Source organism: Salinibacillus xinjiangensis (assembly GCF_009649735.1).
GTDB classification, from domain to species: domain Bacteria; phylum Bacillota; class Bacilli; order Bacillales; family Alkalibacillaceae; genus Salinibacillus; species Salinibacillus xinjiangensis.
Genome location: NZ_WJNH01000003.1, coordinates 160,970 through 177,495, shown reverse-complemented (window position 1 = coordinate 177,495; position 16,526 = coordinate 160,970). Strand labels below are relative to the sequence as shown.

Below are 16,526 nucleotides of genomic sequence, written 5' to 3'. Positions count from 1 at the left end.
ACTAAAATTTAAGCTATTCACATCAAATCCTTACTTATAATTCAAACAATTTCAATATTTCATCCATATCATCAGATGGTTCAGGCGTTAATACATCCCCTTCAATCGCATCCAACATTTGTTTTTCTTTTTCTTTAAGCCGTATATAAATCTTTTCATCGATTGTGTTTCTCTGTTCTTCACTTTTGTTTTCTAACATAAAATAATAATATTGTGTGTATTGTCCATCAGGCAAACCAAGTCTGTGTATTCGATCTCTTGATTGAAGCATATGTGTAAGATTAAAGGAGTACTCAAGATAAATGGCATCATGACAAGTTTTATGAAGAGAAACAGATTCTGCCAAAGTATGTGGATTAGTAATTAATACTTCGATTTGTTCTCTCTTAAATAGCTCAATAATATTATCTCGGTCCTGCTGGGGAGTGCTCCCATAAATCACAGCAGCTTTAATTCCCTTAGAACTTAAATCACGGTACACTTTATCAATTGTATTGACAAACATACACCATATAATTGATTGCTTGTTCTCTCCATGTAACTTTTCTGCCAATTGTAAGGTTTTTTTGAATTTTGAAGTTTCAGACACTCTTCGTATAATGTTTATTTCTTCCTCGCTAAATGTAACATTATCAGTCTGCAGTTCATTATCCCAGTCTTTTACTAATTCTTCCCCATACATCTCAATGAAATCTATTGATTTTAATAACAACTCCGGATTTGTTGATGCCTGAATTAAGCGAATATATAAATGAAACGCAGAATTGCCATACTTACGATATAACAAATTAATAATTTCCTGTTCATCATAGTTCATGGGACACTTTATAATCATATCTTCGTTAGCTTTAGGAACTTCAAGTTGTTTTTTATTCGTACGCCAAAAAAATGGATAGAGTTTTTCATTGATTTCATTAATTTCAGTTAGTCCAGGATTTTTTAGTTCATTTAACTGAAAATTGAAGAACATTTTATATTCTTCCTTGTAAAGAATGTTCAAAAAGTTAAATATATCCTGGTATGAATTTGGTATTGGAGTCCCTGTTAGTACAAATTTATAAACGGGCTTTTCAGCAATTCTTTTGGCAACTTGTGCTCGAACACTCTGCACACCCTTAATTTTATGAACTTCATCAAACACAAGAACAGTCTTACTATCAATAATATCTGATAAAGCCGATTCATATTTTCCTAATGACTCATAATTAATAAGAATTAAATTTTTATTTGCTCCATTAAGTCTTAACTGTACATCTGCGGCCTCCTCTTCATGAATGTCTAGTACCTTGAGTTCCTTTCTGTTACCAAAATTCTCTTTGAATTCAAGTTTCCACGAAAGAAAAGAATTTTTTGGACCAATCATTACAATTTTATCGGCCTTCTGTACCTCTGTGGAGTTAAGATATGCAAAGGCTCCGTAAACCATAGACGTTTTACCAGCACCTGGAACGGAGAAATTGGCCGCTTTTTTCATTTGAGTCATGTAGAATGCACTCCACATTTGTTGTTCCCTTAATATACGTTCCAATTCTCCGGATACAATTGACGTAAACTTTTTATAATCAGTAATAACTCGAGAATCACGATTTTTTATTAATACACCATATTTAGAACGTTCTTCAATCCAATATGAATGCTGATCAATATACTCTAGAAGTTTTTTACTTACTACAAAATTAAATCGTTTTTTGTTAGCATATTTCTCCAGTATTTTAATTATTTTTTGCATATCTATGTAAGTTAAATCTGTTCTAAAAGTAGGATAGCCACCATCATAATATCGTTTAAGCTTCCGTGCTAAAGCAAAGTCGTTGGGGTTAATTTGATAAGAGTCTAAATTATCTTGAATGACTAGATGGTTATCCTCTATGGTTAAAATCAATGCGTCTTCAGTTAGCATATCTACATCCACAATAATTCTCCCCTTATCATAGGTCATAATTTTATTCTTTACGACTTCATTTATTTCTTTTATAAAAATATTTTTTTCTTTTACATTGTCATTCCATAGTAAATCAAACTCTTTTTCAGCTTTTTCTAATTTTTGCAAATCAAATTCAGAGGCTAACCAAGAAGCAGTAATATCGAACCCTTCATAATTATGTGTTATTGCGGCGTATGTCTCATTATTAGAACCCGTAAAATAAATTACATTTCCACCTTTATCAGTACATAAACCAAACTTAGAATGAAACAAACCATTCTTTTTAAATCCTATCTTTATATCTACAATTCCTTGAGCTATGAGATGGGCAAGATTATAGAAGTTTACCTCTTCTTCTAGAGTTAAAGGCTCCTCTAATTTACCTATTAATCCATTTGTAATTTCCTTTCTTAGAGCATAGCCTTGTTTAATTAAATTAAAATCTTCTTCACTAATATCCTGTGAAATAATTAATCGAAATCGGCCACCGTTTTTATATAATCCACTAAGACCCTTGGCATATGAAGCAAGAGCCTTAGAACTAAAATAACCACTTACCCGGTCATATTTAACTGCATTTGATAATACAGGATTATAAAAAGCATCAACTGTATCTCCATCAGTTGTGTAATAACTTGGCCTTAACGCTAATTCCTTAAACATCGAGCTTTTCTCCTAAAAGTTCGACTGTTGATTGAATTTTATGAAGTAATTCTTTGAAGTTTTCTTTGTTATCATCTCCCATTCTAGAAACAGCGGTTGTATCAATGGAATCCAATGCTTGAAAGGATCTCTCCAATAAATCTACTGGTTTATTTCGAGCTTGATCAATTCTGTTTGTTTCAATTTTCTTTTCAATGAGTTGATTACTTTCTTCTTTCAAGTCTTTCTTAGCAGCAATTTTTTGGTTAATCGTTGAGATATCAACTACATCTTCTTCTTGTAAAGAATCATATACCTCTTCAACAACCTCTTCATATTCTTCTAGGAATTCTTCAGAATTTTTCGTGTTAATAATATCTCTACCTATTTCACGAATATGCCTTGTTAGATCACCTTTGTTTGATGTTAACAAGGATGTAAAGAGTGCACTTTTTACGTCTTCTTGCTGATCTTCACTTGTACGATTTAAAATTATCATGACTTCTTGTAATGGTCCATCCAGATTCAAATCTCGAGCAATATAATACTTACCTTTGGCGTTAATAAATTCAAGAAATTCTACCATTAAAATAGATTTTTTCTTTAATTTTTCAACTTCTTTTTCCTTGGTATTCGTGTTAAGTGCATATTCTTTTACAGTAAAAGTTTCATTTTCAACTAAATCTTTGTACACATCGACTAAGTTATCAATAGGATTGTAATCTACTGGTCTTTCTTCACCATGCTGTAAATTCAACTCAAGTCTTTTAATGTCTTTTGAGGAAATTCCCTGTTCTGTATCTAAGATTACCGCCTCAAAGTAATAATCTTTTCCTTCCTCCTCGTGTAAATCACGAAGACAAGTGAATCTTCGATTACCATCAATAATTCGTCCATTTTGTAGAACAACACCTGGAACTCGTTGCCCAAACAATTTGATATTATTTTTAGTCTTGTTTAAAGCATTTTTATTGGACTCTTCAATAAAATCATGAATTATACTGTTATAGTTATCTATATCATCCATATTTAATTTACCATGCTCATCCTCATGTTTACTGATATAAGTAGCAATTCGTCCATTTTGATCATTATAGAATAAGTATTCCAGCGGAATGCGGTAAACTTTATAGTTTTCTGTTTTCCCTTTGATAGAAAGCTTGCGGGTTCCTGTTGTTATAGTTATATCCTTACCAATTAGCTCTATTAAATTTTTCTCTTTCATTATTCATATACCTCCTCATAAAAATCTTCCTTATCAATATAAAATTTAAACATTTCCTCAGAATAAAATACATCTGTTTGTTTAAGTGAATATATCACCTTTGTAGTATCTAAAAAAATACCATAAATGTCTTTTATTTCATCTATTAAGCCCTCTAATTTAACTACACGTCTTTCCGAAACATAATCATATAGGAATTCGCGTAAAGAGAGTATACCATCAGTCTTTTTCAAGATATAACCAGTAGATGTCTGTACAGCTCTGAATTCTTCAAAAGCCCAAATCAATCGTTCATAAAACGTATTAGGGAACCCTAAATCATCTAAAGGATGTTCAAAACCTTCCTCCCTAATCGATAACAGTGTGAAATATTTGTTTTCATCCTCTTCAATAAACTCTAATAATGCGCGTTTATAATCCATTATATCATCTAAAGATATACCCGCATGTGATAATTTCTTAAAAGTTATATAAATATCTGTTTCAATTTTGAAAATTTCAAAGTTCTTTTCTAGATTATAGATTACAACTTTGAAAGATTGTGTTTGATATACAGGAAGGTGTTCATTTACAAAGTAATCTTGTGACAAAATCATATTGCGAAAATACTCATCTACGCTATTAAAGATATTACTTAAAACAAAATTACTCCTAATTTGATAGCCCACTTTAGATAAAGTCATATTATTAATAAAACTCTCGCCAAAGTCGTGCGTTATTGAACTGCCTAATTTCTTAATTTCTTCCATAGTGTAGATAGGTCTTGTAAGTAAATTTTTAAGTTGGTAATATTCTTCATCCGACAACTCAATATAATCTGTTTTTATAACATCTTCATAAATATAATTATTTAAATTGCTGAGAATAAAGCTGGTCAGGGAATCCTGTCGCAAACCATATACTTCTTCAACAAACTCTGCAAATTCCTTTAAAGGTATAGGTGAATATTCTTTAAATAATTCGACTAAAAATTCTCTCTTAGTTACATTTCCAATTGTAAATTCAGGCATTCTGTTGTAAATAACACCATCAACATCAATCATACGTCGGTATAAATTGTGTAACTCATGTTCAGTACGTATATCAAATTCGTTCATTATCTCAGGATTTTCACTGAATATTTTTCTCATACTATAAACACCTGGTTCAACCTCTATTAGTTCTTTTAGAATGCCGATTGCCTCATTTGTAATTACTTCAAAATCATAGTATCTATAAGTATTGCCCTTTCCCTTAATACTTAATTGACATCTATCACTTATTCCCCTTAATGATGATTCATCTGATAAATAATTCCTAGGAAGGTTATTCTTGATGATATACTCATTGAACTTATCCACAATCTCAGCATCCGTTACTGAGTTAATGGCATATTTAGAAACTACTTCATCAAATATACTAATTTTAGATAATTCCTTAATTTCTCCCTTTTTATTTAAGAATACATTGTAGTACCTAAGAATTTGTCTACGCTGCACCTCTGTAAATTTTGGGTTAAACACATCATCTAAAATACATTTGTTACCCTTATCATATTTTAGGTTTAGATAATTATATACTTCAGGAGGCTCCTGAAACAGGTTACAAAACAAGTCTTGTTCAATATCAAATTTTCCGAATGTTTCATTATATCGTAATTCTTCTTCAAAAAATGGCATTCTTTTAAGAACTCTTTTTTCGATGTTCCGTATTCCTTGCCTAGAATACTGATAATAGTTTGCCAGTTGAGATAGCGTTTTTCCCTGTAATCTCTCAATAAATATTTTTTTATCTTTAAACTCTTTCCTAATAAAATCTGTAAGTTTAGGATAATACCGCTTTACTTCATTTGAATCGTATATTATATATTTTGTAGAATGTAATTCTTTCAAGACAGATTGAATTGCATTCCTGTTAATTTTTAAATGACTTTCACTTGATATAAGCTCTTCAATTTTATTAAAGTGTATAATTTCATCTAGCTTAAGATTGTTTAATATATCAAGTATTAACTCCCTCAATTTCCAGTTTGATATTCTCCCCTTACTTTGTTCAACTTTTTCAAATGATGAAATGATTTTTTTATAAACACTTTTACGGTTACCACCATTCATTTCACTAAACTTTTCTAAAGTAAGTTCATTTATGTCAAAATAACTAATATTTAAATCTATTAAGTTTTTAATAATAACTTCAGAAAGACCCATATGCGCAAGTTGATATAAATTATCCGCTCGTTCAACATCACTTATAATTGGGATAATATCATCAATTTTCCTTACTAATGTAGGTTTATGATTAATCAATTCATTAATTTTTTCAGTTCTATCCTCAAAATCCTTTAAAGATAGACCTGATTTTACTAGATTTTTAACTTGACGTAATGATATTCCATAAAGACATAATACATAAAGATTATACATACTGCATTCACCTTTTTTCTTCTTTAATCATATATTTCTTTATAATAGACTTCTTTAGTTTCATACAGTTTAAGAAGATCTGTAGAATAAAAATATGATGTGTTTTTCATCAATCTAATAGCATAATCATAGTCAATTTCCAAATTACAAACAGACCACGCTCTGTTAATTAATTCATCTACTGACATAGACTTACTATTAATTAATAAATAAGCAACAAAATCATCGATTGTTATTTCTCTCAACGATTTAACAAATACAATCTGGTCAGCTAGTTTCAAATATTTCAAGCGACCCGGCCTCATTAGAATACTCTCATAAAATACATCTTCAAATCCATACTCATCAAGTTCATGAGTAAATCGTTGTTTTAAAGTACGAATAGTGAAGAAATTTCCCTCTTCTACAAATCTCTCAACAGCTGTTTTATAACTTATTAAATCCTGTTTTACAATTCCTCCTTTAAGAAGGTTATTATTGGTTATATACTGATTTTTTTCAATTTTTAATAACTTATAGTCATTCTCATAGTTATCAATCTTACGTTTTACATAAGATGTAACAAAAACAGGGTTGTTAGGTACTGAAAAATAAGGTCTACTAAATATAATATCGTATAGATATTGGTCAACACTTTCCAAATGATCTTTAATTACAAACCGTTTATCTATTTTATAGCCAAGTGTGGAAAGCAAATTACGGTTAACATCTAGAGTTGTAAAACTAGGAATAACCTGCTTTACTTTTATAATGAACTCCTCTATAGGATATACTGCCTCACTTAATTTTGTATTAAGGGAATTTATTAATTCTTTAGATAATATTAAATCATTTTTTTGATAATTAGAATGTCTCCTATTTACTGCAGGCATATCCATTAATATTAATGCAATATAACTGTTATTTAACCAATATGCTTGCTTTGTAATCATCTGACCATCAGGTAATTCTATTTTGTCGTTTCCATCATTAGCCTTAGGACGTATATGTGCTACATTGTTATCATTTTTTCCAGGTAAATTATTTTCGATAACTATCCTGTTGCCTACTTTTTTTTCCTTTAAAATCACTCCATTATTTACTTTTTCCCTTATTACATTCCACAACTTTTTTATATCTGTGTTTAACGTTTTTTCTGGCATCTGCCATACTTTAACTCCCTTAAACAATAAGATTTTTCCATCAAGTGTCTCTGTATATTGAAAAACGAAAAATAAAAAGATGGATTCAACAAATTTTTCTCTCAACTTACTCTCTTGCCATGTTTCTTCGGTAATTTCAACAAAATCCACATTTTCAAATGACATCGATTCCCTTGGTTTTCCATTAGGTTGTAAACGAACAGTTTTAAGAGATAATTGCATAGGTGCTACTTTATTTTCAAGTTCTTTCTTGTCCAAACTCTTATAATCTAACATTCTGTTAACGATAGCAACCACGGATGCTTTTTTCGATATCAGTGCGGGATTTATACTTACCTTATATGAAATTTCTTCAAATGAAAGGCCAATAAACTCTTCAAATTCGTTTAAAAGCTCCAATTCTAATGTGTTTTTAGTAAATGACAAAGTAATCACCTTTTTAACTAATTTTGGGATTTTTTTGTTATTATAACATTAATTATATAATTATTCCCATTTGGATAAAATAAAATTTTCCAACTTTCTTTGATTGTTATCTAATTGAATATTAATAAAAGTAAAATATTCTTATACTTAAAAAAGAAAATCGAGTGTCTTTAAATAACAGACACTCGATTTATTAAAATAATTCTAACTGTAGTGGATTTTTCTTAATTACCCTTTTTTCTTCTTCTTCTATCTCAATTATTCTATGGCCCATCATTTTTATTAAACCAACAACAAGGGCATTCCCCATACAGAAATACCTCGTTCTATCGGGCATCCCTGTGTTGGTCCAGCCTGCTGGAAATTCATTTAGTAATTCACACTCTTCAGGAGTCAAATAACGAATCCTTCCGGTATATAAATCCTCTACCACATGGGAACTTCTATTACAAGTTGCCTCAGAAGTTAACATAGTTCTCCCAGGTTTATTCAGATCATCCGGAAATGACATGCTCCCTTCTGAATATTTATATTCATATCCAGTAGACTTCGAAACACGTTTGATTTTCTTAGCACCTTTTAAATATTTCATCTCTTCCAATTCAGAACGTCCACTTTTCCTTAATTTTATATTGTCTAAATAATATTTTTCATCAGCTGGGCCATAATCATTGTATGCTTTTTCTAGTATATCCCGCAATGGTATGGAATCTACTTCTATTGGTGTCACTTCTCTTGAAAAAACATTCCCATCAATCATGGTTCCGGCATTACGATAGTTCTCCTTATATTGATTAGAGATATCTACAATATCATTTAATAACTTGTTATTAACATCTTTATGTTTTGTTAGAGGCTCTCCATGAACTGGAAACTTAGGTGCAAAAAAACCGTTAGAATGTATCCGATTTTCTGGTGAAAGGGAGCGCTGGTTTCTAGCAAATACTGTATCGTTTCTATATGCAAAGATAAAAACCCTTCTTCTACGTTGTGCAAAACCGTAATCCGCTGCATTTATTACTCTCCACTCCACGGAATAGCCAGCATCTCTAAAACTAGCAAGCATAATAGAAAAGTCACGACCTCGTTGCTGGGATGGAGATTTTAACAACCGATCAACATTTTCAAGAAGCACATAGCGTGGTGATTTATCTTCTATAATTTTCATGATTTCCCAAAATAGCACACCTTTTTTTCCTTGTATACCCGATTCTCCAGATAAAGTACGAGCAACTGAATAATCTTGACAAGGAAAACCGCCGACCAACAAATCATGTTGCGGTGCATCATTCCACACTTCTGAAATATCTTCATTTACATGGATACCACTATCGCCAAATCTTTTAGCATAACAATCAAATGCATGCTGTATTTTCGTTGCTGGTTCCCATTGATTTGCCCATACAACTTCAAAACCATTTGTTGATTCTAGCCCAAGACGAAAGCCGCCTACACCGGCAAATAATTCTACTACTTGTAACATATCAACCACCTACCTTTCAGAAGAGCCTTGCATTCGGTACATTATCAATATCTATTAAATCCTTACTAAGTTATTTATTTTAACATAAAATAATATAGATATGTTAATTTGAATATCATCATTATAAACGAACGATCGTTCTATATCAATGTTTAACTAAAAAATTATTGATAAAAATAAAAAAATATTCAATTAAGCATTAAATTAGATCAATTTAGTAATGATATTTCTATCCAAGTATTATAAGTATGGATAAAGCTAAAAAAGATAATGAACAAAAAAATACTAAACTATTTAATTTTTTTCTATAACTACATAACTCCACAAAGCCCCAGTCGTATCCCTCCCAATCCGACGAACCCACCAATCCCGATCACCATACTTCTCCACCACCATCTCCAATGCCTTCTCCTGATTCGGGGCCGAAACCACACTCTCAACTTCCTTATCTTCCGTATAAACATGATAAATATAAAGTGTCTGCTTAATAAGCTGACGAATCCCTAAAATCTGTTCAACCTTATTCTCGAACTTCTCAAGATTCGCTATGGAATGCTTTGATTCATTCACAAAACTGTCCTGATTTCCTAAATAATGATCAACCTCGTTCACAAACCCATCTTCAAACTCTACTCGTGTTATACAATGAGGATGATCGGTTGCGAACAGATCACCAGGTTCATATGTGTAATGGCGATAATCAAAGGATTCGATAAGGTCATTTAGCTTTTGAATTTTCTTTTCACTGATGGTAAAGGACTTTTTCCCAATATGTGAGACAAACATTTCTCCGTTCCAGTTTAAGGTTCCATCTGAGTAGACCTCTACATAGAAGATTGGGCATGTGCCGTAGCATCCAGTTCGTTCGAGATACAGTTTTTGAAACATTCCTCTTCCCCCTAGTTATGTATTTTCTTCGTTATGTAGATGGATATTTTTCCAGTCACTTTTAATAATGCTAAAATGATGCTGTTCATGAATGGCTAGTAAGTGAATAACCTGTATGAGATTTGGATAGTGAGCAACAGGATCAAAGAACACGATATGCCCCGCAATATCCTCATCTATACGCTCTACCTTACTCTTCACTTTTTCTGTTTCCTTCATAAGGAGTTGATGCAATTCCTTAAAATCCAATCGATATCGTATCCTTTGGGGAGGGTTTAACACAAAAGGTGCCTTCATACCTTTTTTCTTCTTTTCTTTATATTCTTGATAAATATCATATGTTTCCCGCGGAAAGGGTTTGTCTTTCACAAATCTAGAATATAGCTTCATGCTCGGAATTGTTAGTGTTGCTGCATGTTTGACGAGCTTCATCATTAAATATAAATGATAGATTGACTCACCCACCCCCCATTTTTCTTTAGCTGGCCTTGACCATAACTGTTCATTGGATAAGGTATTCAACTGTGGAAAAAGCATCTGCCTTTGCCTCTCCAGTGTAGAAAAATGATGTTGGATAGAAAGTGATTTCATGATGAGTCCTCCCTTCTCATTCAGCTTTTTCTATTTGTTTCACTAAACCTGACACGTTAATTTAAGTACAAATTCCATTTTCATTTTAACATATAATGACAATTACTTATTTAGTTCAATAAAATTAACATAGCAAATACCTAACCAATTAACGCAGTAAATACCACGCTGACAATTGCTATTGTCATTACGTTTTTTCGGGGTTGCGGTTTTGTATGCTAATGTTACTGTCCGATAATCCCTGACATATAAGAAAAAGAAAATGACCAAATCATATAAGATTTGGTCTGATAATTAGTGCGCTATTTCATATTTTGTACTCCAAAACCGAACCCTTGACCAAAATGAATGTCGAATTTTCTCTAGCAGCTAATCAAGGGCAATCGGCGTGATCTGTCCGTCCTCAACGGCAGCTACACTCGTGTTAATTTCAAATCCTCCATTTTCACCAATACTAGGAATCTCGTAAACCTTTTTATCATCTGGAAGGGCGTCTAATCCGTCTTGGATATGTTCATGAATGGCCTTCGCATCATCGACTGTACCTGAAGCTTTCATTGCCTCTACAAACACATACATGGAGAGATAGTGGAATCCGGCCTCTGAACCCGGGTCTTTATCATGGGTTGCCCGATATTTCTCCACAAAGTCTGCTGAACCTGGATAATCAGCATTCACTAATGGCATGGTCCCAATCGCACCTTCTAATGGTTCATAAGAGCCGCCCATTACAGCCTTCATTTCATCTAGTTTCGCTTGGTCCATGACCATAAAGCCACCTTCAAAACCTAACTCTCTAGCCTGCTGGGCGACTTTAGCAGTAGGCTCAGATGGTCCACCAATAAATAAGACATCGGGATCGGCCTCAAGGGCATTGGTTAACATCGTAAAGAAATCGGTATCCTTTGAGAAATCAATGGACGAATTATACACAACTTCCCCGCCTTGCTCTTCCCAGTGTGGAATTAAGGCTTCAGCCCAATCTTGACCATATTGGGTAACCGGTGGTAGTGCCGCAAGCTTCGGTCCAAACCGCTCCATTTGATAATTCGTAAAGGGCTCAAGGTACCCTTCGTAATTAGGAGGGATTCTTACGGTTAGAGAATTCCCTGCTTCCGTTATGGCTGGTTCACTTGAATAAGCGGCAACAATAAATTCCTCCTGCTCGTTGAATACTTGAAGGGCGGCGATTCCTCCGCTATGAGGCGTGAAAATAATTGGTGTATCATGCTCCTGTTTTAATCTCTTTGCGTTTGCGGCCGTTTCATTCGGTAGGTATTGATCGTCCAGCGTTTCCAAGTTAATCTTGTAGGTCGTACCATCTACTTCAAAACCTTCTTCATTAATTTCTTCTACAGCCATCTCTAACCCACTTAGTGTGTTTTCCCCATAATAGGCAGCTGGCCCGCTCAATGGCCCACTATAGCCAATATTGACAACCCCTTCTGACTGGCCTCCACTATTACCACTTTCTCCATTGTCTCCCCCACCTGTTTCATTGGACTCAGAACAAGCAGCCAACATGAACATCAAGGTGATTAAACCCATCAGATATAATGCTTTTCTCATATTACTTCCTCCTTTTTTATCATAATAGAGTCGCTAAGCCCCGATATAGGCTTTGCGAACTTCCTCATTTGCAAATAATTCCTTTGAACTCCCCTCCACGACAATGTTGCCATTTTCATAGACATATCCTTTATTCGCGATACTTAAGGCGGCATGAGCATTTTGTTCTGCTAACAGAATGGTTGTTCCATCCTGATTGATCTGTTGTATGCTTTCAAACATCTGCTCGACTATTAATGGAGCCAAGCCAATGGAGGGTTCATCGAGGAGCATTAATTCGGGTTTCGACATTAACGCTCTCCCAATCGCCAGCATTTGTTGCTGTCCTCCACTCAAACTTCCTGCTGCTTGATTTCGTTTTTCATGGAGAATAGGGAATAATTCAAACACTTCTTCTAAGGTGTGCTTGATCTCTTTTTTCTTTCTACGATGTACATAAGCCCCCATCATCAGGTTTTCTTGTACACTCATTTCAGGAAAAAGCTTTCTATCTTCAGCGCATTGAACTATCCCCGCCTTCACAATTTTGTCAGGGGTTAGAGAACAGATCGAGGACCCTTCAAAAAAAATGTCTCCAGTTGCAGGTTTATTCAAGCCACTTATGGTTCGAAAAGTGGTGCTTTTTCCTGCGCCATTGGCTCCAAGTAGCACGACAATTTCCCCTGACCTCACTTCGATATTAATATTTTGGATCGCTGTGTAATTTCCATATTGTACGGAAACATCCCTTAAACTAAGCACTCGCACTCCCTCCTAAATAGGCCTTGATGACTTCCTCATTATGGTTAATCTCGTCAGGTGTTCCTTCTGCAATTTTCTCGCCATAGTTCAGCACCATAATTTTCTCAGCTAGTTTCATAATCATCTGCATTTTGTGCTCAATAAGACAGATAGTGATACCTTGCTGAGCCATTTTTTCCATTAGTTGAGATAGCTCTGCGGTTTCATCAGGGTTAATGCCAGCTGTTGGTTCATCAAGAAACACAATCTCAGGGTCTGTAGCCAGTGCAAGTGCAAAAGCGACTCGTTTTTTTTCTTCTTGTGAAATGTTCGTGACCATTCGATCGACAGACTTGGACAGTCCTACGAATTTCAAGACCTCTAGTGCCTTTTCCTTGCACTTTTCTTCTTCCTGCTTTAATCGCTTTGTCCGGAAAATCGAATCTAGAAGGTTTGATTGGGTCCGTAAGCGATGACCGACGACAACATTATCAAAAACAGTGGCCATTTCGAATAAATGGGTAGTTTGAAAGGTTCTGGCTATACCTAGTTCTGCCACTTTATTGGCAGGTAGCTTGGAGATGTCTTTTCCTTTGTAGATGACTTGCCCTGAAGTAGGACGATACAGTCCACTTACAACATTGAAGAAAGTAGATTTGCCTGCACCATTTGGGCCGATAATTGCGTTTATTTTTCCGTGTTCTAGAGAGAAGTCTACATCCTTCACCGCCACTAGTCCTCCAAACTGTTTGGTTAGTTTACGGGTTTCTAACATGACGTTTACACCTCCTCGGCTTGTTCTTGAGCTTGGTTTATATTTACTTTTCGCCGGAGCTTCCAATTAGTAAACCAACCGGCAATGAAACCCACAATCCCTCTAGGAGAGAAAATGACAATTAGGGTTAATAAGGGACCAAAAATTAACATTCGATAATCCTGTAAAAATTGCAGATTTTGCGATAACCAAACAATGAGTAATGTTCCAACAATGGGACCTGATAGAGTTCCGATGCCGCCCACAATCATATACACGAGTAAATCAAAGGTGATGTTTAAATTGCCTATGTCTGGCCCGATAAATCGAATGAACGACGCATATAAAGCACCAGCTACCCCCGCAAAAAATGTGGATAGAACAAAGGAAAGTAATTTATTTTTGATGGTGGAAATACCTAATGATAGTGCTAGATCTTCACTATTACGAATAGCAATAAAGGTTTTTCCTGTTAGGGAATGGATGATTCGGTAGATCACTAGAATGACCAATAATAGTATGGTAAGTACAAAGTAATACTGAGCTATAGGTGTGGAGAGGGAAATCGGTCCAATGTCAGCAGGAGCCGGAATGCCGATTAGCCCACGTACACCTCCTGTCAGCCCTTCCCATTTGTCAATCACGAGATAAATTATATAGCCTACACATAACGTGTAGATGGCAAAAAAGTGCTCTTTCGTTCGAAGGGCAATGATCCCGACCAGAAAGCCAATCCCCGTTGTAATAACGGGTGCTAGTAAAAAGGCAGGCCAAAATCCCATTTCTGCTTTCACTGTCAACAGCCCTAAAGCATAAGCACCAATTGCGAAAAAACCAGCATGTGCTAAGGATAAATACCCTGTAAATCCGGCTAATAAATTTAACCCATAGACGGCTATCATCCAAATAAAGGCAAGTGTTAGCACATGTAGGTAATAATCATTTCTCGCTACATAAGGGAAAAGAGCTGCCAAAACGATTAAACCAATCACAACATTTCGTTTGGAAAAGATTGCTGCCATTTATGCTTCCCCCTTTGCAAAAATGCCCTGTGGCTTGATTGTTAAAATGATGATAAGTAAGACGAAGGCAATAATGTCGCTATAATCACTGGAGATGTAGGTAGCCCCAATGCTTTCACTGAATCCTAGAATATACCCACCCAGTATGGCTCCTGGAATACTTCCCATTCCACCTATGATAATGATGACAAATGCTTTTAAAATGACGAGATGCCCCATACTGGGGAATACAAGATTAATTGGTGAGGTTAAGGAAGCTCCAAGTGCTGCTAGAACACCTGCAATGAAAAAGGTTAGCATAGCGACTTTGTTCGTATTGATCCCCATTAAATGGGCACCTTCACGATTCTGAGCCATCGCAATTATACTAGCCCCAGTGTATGTTTTCTTCAGGAATAAATAGAGTAAAATCATCGCCACAATGGCTGTGACCACGATAAGAATTCGTTGCATCGTTAAGGTTAAGCCAAAAACTTCAATCACTTGCCCATAAGGCGTAACCATTTGCTGATAATCAGCCCCCCAAATGTAATGAGCCAATGCCTCTAAAAAGAGCAGAACCCCTATAGCTGCTACCTTGTGTTGAATCGGTGTGGAATCTCGTAATGGGTGGAATACGATTCGTTCCATCAATACACTGATGAGCCCCACGGATATAATGGAGACCACAATGGCAAAGACATAATGCAGTCCCAAGGATGTCATCATTGTGTAAGTAATATAGGCCCCGACCATGTAGAGGGCACCATGAGCAAAATTGGGGATGTGTAAGATTCCATAGACAAGCGTTAGTCCTAAGGCGACTAAGCTATACACACTCCCAACCGTCAATCCATTAAACAGCTGTTGAAACAGTACATCCAATTTCCTTTCCCCCTTCGTCAAGGTCTACACGCGTGGAAACGTTTACATTTTGTAAGTTGACAGTGGTTAGTTCCCTTTAAAATGTGCTGTTCGTTTTTCCTTAAAAGCTTGAACTCCCTCCTGATGATCCTTTGTGGTTACAACTGTAGCTTGAGTGATTCGCTCCATTTCTAAAATTTCGTCTAAGCTAGAATGTAGAGATTGATCGGCAATTCTTTTCATGAATCCATAGGCCTTAGATGGTCCAGCTGCGATTTGGGTGACAAATTCATTCACCTTGCTATCAAACTCGTGAAGTGGATAAATGTGATTGACAATTCCCAGTTCAAAGGCCTTATCAACTTTGATAGGTTCGCCGTTTAGGAAGAGCTCTTTAGCTCGATATGGACCAATTAATCTTGGAAGGAAATATAGGCCTCCCCCGTCGGAAATCAGACCCACCTTAGAAAAACTTAATACAAATTGACTTCCTTCTGCCGCCAAAATCATGTCACAGGCTAACGCAAGATTAAAACCCGCGCCTGCTGCATACCCATGTACGGCAGCGATAATGGGTTTGGGTACATCTCTCATCGCTAGAATCAGTTCATTTAAGGTACCAATATGGTCGTAGGTGTCAAGAGAATTGGCCTTCCCCATGGTTTTGACATCTCCACCAGCGCTAAAAGATCGTCCTGAACCTGAAATGGTTATGACCCGAACCGTATCATCTGTTTTGGCTTGGCGAATAGCTGTGATTAAACCTTGAATCATCTCTGCGCTGAACGCATTCAAACGATCAGGGCGATGCAGGGTAAGATACATCACCCCCTCCTTCTTTTTGACCTGTAAATCGTTGGTTTCTATCTGTTCCATGGTTACCTTTCCTTTCATA

The 16,526-nt window shown here is 35.2% G+C and carries 13 protein-coding genes; all 13 read right to left on the bottom strand.

Annotated features, from left to right (window positions below):
- Nucleotides 1-34: 34 nt before the first annotated feature.
- The 13 genes from GH754_RS06405 to GH754_RS06345 all read right to left on the bottom strand — a co-directional run bounded on the left by GH754_RS06405 (nt 35) and on the right by GH754_RS06345 (nt 16,525).
- Nucleotides 35-2,587: an SNF2-related protein gene (locus GH754_RS06405; protein ID WP_153727899.1), complete on the bottom strand. Its 2,553-nt coding sequence runs from the start codon at nt 2,585-2,587 to the stop codon at nt 35-37.
- Nucleotides 2,580-3,791: a ParB N-terminal domain-containing protein gene (locus GH754_RS06400; RefSeq protein ID WP_153727898.1), complete on the bottom strand. Its 1,212-nt coding sequence runs from the start codon at nt 3,789-3,791 to the stop codon at nt 2,580-2,582. The genes GH754_RS06405 and GH754_RS06400 overlap by 8 nt, the downstream gene beginning before the upstream one ends.
- Nucleotides 3,791-6,193: a hypothetical protein gene (locus tag GH754_RS06395; RefSeq protein WP_153727897.1), complete on the bottom strand. Its 2,403-nt coding sequence runs from the start codon at nt 6,191-6,193 to the stop codon at nt 3,791-3,793. Before GH754_RS06395 ends, GH754_RS06400 begins: the two co-directional genes overlap by 1 nt.
- Before the next feature lie 23 nt (nt 6,194-6,216).
- The gene (locus tag GH754_RS06390) at nt 6,217-7,761 is read right to left on the bottom strand and encodes a MutH/Sau3AI family endonuclease (protein ID WP_153727896.1); all 1,545 of its coding nucleotides are present in this window, start codon (nt 7,759-7,761) and stop codon (nt 6,217-6,219) included.
- A gap of 193 nt (nt 7,762-7,954) precedes the next feature.
- Nucleotides 7,955-9,244 (bottom strand): DNA (cytosine-5-)-methyltransferase, encoded by a 1,290-nt coding sequence (dcm, locus tag GH754_RS06385; protein ID WP_153727895.1) that lies wholly within the window; start codon nt 9,242-9,244, stop codon nt 7,955-7,957.
- Between the two features lie 294 nt (nt 9,245-9,538).
- Entirely contained in the window at nt 9,539-10,132 is a 594-nt protein-coding gene (locus tag GH754_RS06380) for a DUF6438 domain-containing protein (RefSeq protein ID WP_153727894.1), read from the bottom strand.
- A gap of 15 nt (nt 10,133-10,147) precedes the next feature.
- Nucleotides 10,148-10,723 carry a DinB family protein gene (locus tag GH754_RS06375; protein ID WP_153727893.1) on the bottom strand — a complete coding sequence of 192 codons (576 nt, stop codon included), beginning with the start codon at nt 10,721-10,723 and terminating at the stop codon, nt 10,148-10,150.
- Nucleotides 10,724-11,092: 369 nt separating this feature from the next.
- Nucleotides 11,093-12,292, bottom strand: coding sequence for an ABC transporter substrate-binding protein (locus GH754_RS06370; protein WP_153727892.1), 1,200 nt, complete (start codon nt 12,290-12,292; stop codon nt 11,093-11,095).
- 33 nt (nt 12,293-12,325) lie between these two features.
- On the bottom strand, nt 12,326-13,033 hold the full coding sequence (locus GH754_RS06365) for an ABC transporter ATP-binding protein (RefSeq protein ID WP_323741881.1): 708 nt from the start codon (nt 13,031-13,033) through the stop codon (nt 12,326-12,328).
- The gene (locus GH754_RS06360) at nt 13,026-13,787 is read right to left on the bottom strand and encodes an ABC transporter ATP-binding protein (RefSeq protein WP_153727891.1); all 762 of its coding nucleotides are present in this window, start codon (nt 13,785-13,787) and stop codon (nt 13,026-13,028) included. Before GH754_RS06360 ends, GH754_RS06365 begins: the two co-directional genes overlap by 8 nt.
- 5 nt (nt 13,788-13,792) lie before the next feature.
- Entirely contained in the window at nt 13,793-14,788 is a 996-nt protein-coding gene (locus tag GH754_RS06355) for a branched-chain amino acid ABC transporter permease (RefSeq protein ID WP_153727890.1), read from the bottom strand.
- Complete coding sequence (locus GH754_RS06350; protein ID WP_153727889.1) at nt 14,789-15,652, bottom strand: branched-chain amino acid ABC transporter permease; 864 nt, start codon at nt 15,650-15,652, stop codon at nt 14,789-14,791.
- Nucleotides 15,653-15,718: 66 nt separating this feature from the next.
- Entirely contained in the window at nt 15,719-16,525 is an 807-nt protein-coding gene (locus GH754_RS06345; protein WP_228550160.1) for an enoyl-CoA hydratase/isomerase family protein, read from the bottom strand.
- Nucleotide 16,526: the final 1 nt, after the last annotated feature.

Bases quoted from the DNA above. Each gene is read 5' to 3' on its own strand.
- GH754_RS06405 (WP_153727899.1), bottom strand. From the start codon at position 2,587: ATGTTTAAGGAATTAGCGTTAAGGCCAAGTTATTACACAACTGATGGA.
- GH754_RS06375 (WP_153727893.1), bottom strand. From the start codon at position 10,723: ATGAAATCACTTTCTATCCAACATCATTTTTCTACACTGGAGAGGCAA.
- GH754_RS06400 (WP_153727898.1), bottom strand. From the start codon at position 3,791: ATGAAAGAGAAAAATTTAATAGAGCTAATTGGTAAGGATATAACTATA.
- GH754_RS06370 (WP_153727892.1), bottom strand. From the start codon at position 12,292: ATGAGAAAAGCATTATATCTGATGGGTTTAATCACCTTGATGTTCATG.
- dcm (WP_153727895.1), bottom strand. From the start codon at position 9,244: ATGTTACAAGTAGTAGAATTATTTGCCGGTGTAGGCGGCTTTCGTCTT.
- GH754_RS06345 (WP_228550160.1), bottom strand. From the start codon at position 16,525: ATGAAAGGAAAGGTAACCATGGAACAGATAGAAACCAACGATTTACAG.
- GH754_RS06380 (WP_153727894.1), bottom strand. From the start codon at position 10,132: ATGTTTCAAAAACTGTATCTCGAACGAACTGGATGCTACGGCACATGC.
- GH754_RS06355 (WP_153727890.1), bottom strand. From the start codon at position 14,788: ATGGCAGCAATCTTTTCCAAACGAAATGTTGTGATTGGTTTAATCGTT.
- GH754_RS06395 (WP_153727897.1), bottom strand. From the start codon at position 6,193: ATGTATAATCTTTATGTATTATGTCTTTATGGAATATCATTACGTCAA.
- GH754_RS06360 (WP_153727891.1), bottom strand. From the start codon at position 13,787: ATGTTAGAAACCCGTAAACTAACCAAACAGTTTGGAGGACTAGTGGCG.